Origin of the sequence: Micromonospora sp. ATCC 39149 (assembly GCF_000158815.1) — a bacterium.
Classification (GTDB): domain Bacteria; phylum Actinomycetota; class Actinomycetes; order Mycobacteriales; family Micromonosporaceae; genus Micromonospora.
Genome location: NZ_GG657738.1, coordinates 5,686,057 through 5,688,160, shown reverse-complemented (window position 1 = coordinate 5,688,160; position 2,104 = coordinate 5,686,057). Strand labels below are relative to the sequence as shown.

Genomic DNA, 2,104 nt, shown 5'->3' with positions numbered 1-2,104 from the left:
TCGGGGTGGGCGGCGCGCAACGCGCGCAACGCGGGGACGGCGGTGGCGAGGTCGCCGACGCCGAGGGCGCGCAGGGCCAGGATCACGGGTACGACGACTCCTGCTCGGCGCAGACGACCAGTTCGCGGATCGTGCAGCCGGGCGGCTGGGAGAGGGCGAACAGGACGGCGGCGGCGGTGTCGGCGGGGTCGTTGAGGCTGGCGTCGGGGCCGGGGCGGTACCGGGCGTCGCGTTCGTCGAAGAAGGCGGTGCGCATGCCGCCGGGGACGAGCAGGGTGACGCCGACCGTGCCGGCAAGCTCGGCGGCCAGGGCGCGGGTGAAACCGACCACGCCGAACTTCGCGGCGCAGTACGCGGTGGCGTCGCCGACCGCCTTGACGCCCAGCGTGGACGCCACGGTCACGACGTTGCCCCGGGACTCCTCCAGCCAGGGCAGGGCGGCCCGGATCACCGCGGCGGTGGCGAGCAGGTCGATGGTGACGATGCGGTCCCAGGTGTCGCCGGGGATGTCGGCGAGCCGACCGGGCACGTCGACGCCGGCGGCGGTGACGACGGCGTCCAGGCCGCCGGAGCGTTCGGCGAGGTGCCGGGTGGCGGCCTCGGCGGCGCGGGTGTCGGCCAGGTCGCACTCGGCCCAGGGCACCCCGTCGGCCGGCGGCTGCCGGTCCAGCACCAGCGGCCGACCGCCCGCCTTCGCCACGGCGGCCACCACGGCCGCCCCCAGCCCGCTGGATCCGCCCGTGACCAGGACGCTCGGCCCGGCTCCCGGTGCGCTTGCGTTCATCGTGCCCCCTTGATCGTCGTGCCGTCCGCGTCCGGGGCGACGCCCACCCCGAGGACCCGGGACCGAGGACCGGCGGGTACGCCGCCGGCCCGGGCGACGGCGATCATGTCGGTGGTCGAGCGCCCGTCGAGGTACGGCACGACCACCGTGTGCCCGCCCCAGCGGCGCAGCACCTCCGCCTCGGGTAGCGCCGGCTCGCCGCCGCCGGCGTAGTCGCCCCCCTTGACCCACACGTCCGGGCGCAGCCAGGTCAGCGCCGCCTCCGGGGTGGGCTCGTCGAAGACCAGAACCGCGTCGACGCAGCCCAACGCCGCCAGCAGCCGGCTACGGTCGCCCTGCGGCACCACCGGCCGGTCCGACCCCTTCAGCCCGGCCACGCTCGCGTCCGAGTTGACGCAGACGACCAGGCAGTCGCCGAGTTGCCGGGCCGCCTCCAGGGTGGCCACGTGCCCGGCGTGCAGCAGGTCGAAGCAGCCGCCGGTGGCCACGACGGTGCCGCCCGCCGCGCGTACCCTCGCCACCACCTCGGCGGCGGCACCGGCCCCGATCCGGGGTCCACCGGGGCGCGACGGCGGCGCGGAGGCGGTCCGGGGCGGCGCCGGCAGGGCGGCGGCCACTCCCCCGGCGGCGACGTACGCCGACGCCTCGGTGACGGCCGCCTGCACCGCCTCGGAAACCAGCGCGCCCCGGGACAGGGCGATGGCGGCGGCTGCGGCGAACCGGTCGCCCGCGCCGCAGGTGTCCCCCTCGGCGCTGGCCGGCGCGGGCACCACCAGCGGGGTGGAGCCGGCGTGACAGAGCAGCGCCCCGTCGCCGCCCAGGGTCACGGTGACCGCGCCGGCCCGCCAACGCCGGCGCAGTTCCTGCGCGCCCCGCGACGCGGTGGCCAGCCGGGACGCGCCCGGCCCGGCCTTCACCAAAATAAGCGCACCTCCGACTCGTTCGGGGTGGCCAGGTGCACCCCGGGCACCGCGGCCGGGCCGCGCGGGTGCGGGTCCCACACCACCGGGGCCCGGGTGCCGGCGAGCGCCGCCCGCAGGGCCGGCTGCCGGGCCACTCCCCGGCCGTAGTCGCTGACCAGCACGGCGGAGGCGGTGGCCAGCAGCCGCAGCACGGCCTCGCTCGGCTCGCCGGACTCGCCGGCCGCCCCGCCCCGGTCGTGGCGCAGCAGCACCCGGCCCCGGGCGTGCAGCCGGATCTTCTCGCAGGTGACGCCGCGCAACGGCAGCGCGTACACCCGCACCCCGGCGGCGGCGAGCAGCTCGGCCAGCCGGGCCCCGCCCGCGTCGTCCGCGAGGGCGGTCACCAACGCCACCTCGG

At 78.5% G+C, this 2,104-nt stretch carries 1 protein-coding gene and 1 pseudogene; both read right to left on the bottom strand.

Features of this window, described 5'->3' with window-relative positions; genetic code table 11:
• Positions 1-82: 82 nt before the first annotated feature.
• The gene (locus tag MCAG_RS24930; protein ID WP_007075726.1) at positions 83-784 is read right to left on the bottom strand and encodes an SDR family oxidoreductase; all 702 of its coding nucleotides are present in this window, start codon (positions 782-784) and stop codon (positions 83-85) included.
• Positions 781-2,104 (bottom strand): annotated as a pseudogene (locus MCAG_RS24925) (PfkB family carbohydrate kinase); the annotation flags it as partial. The gene MCAG_RS24930 and the pseudogene MCAG_RS24925, both read right to left, overlap by 4 nt.

Coding starts and splice junctions, on each gene's coding strand:
- MCAG_RS24930 (WP_007075726.1), bottom strand. CDS start 784: ATGAACGCAAGCGCACCGGGAGCCGGGCCGAGCGTCCTGGTCACGGGC.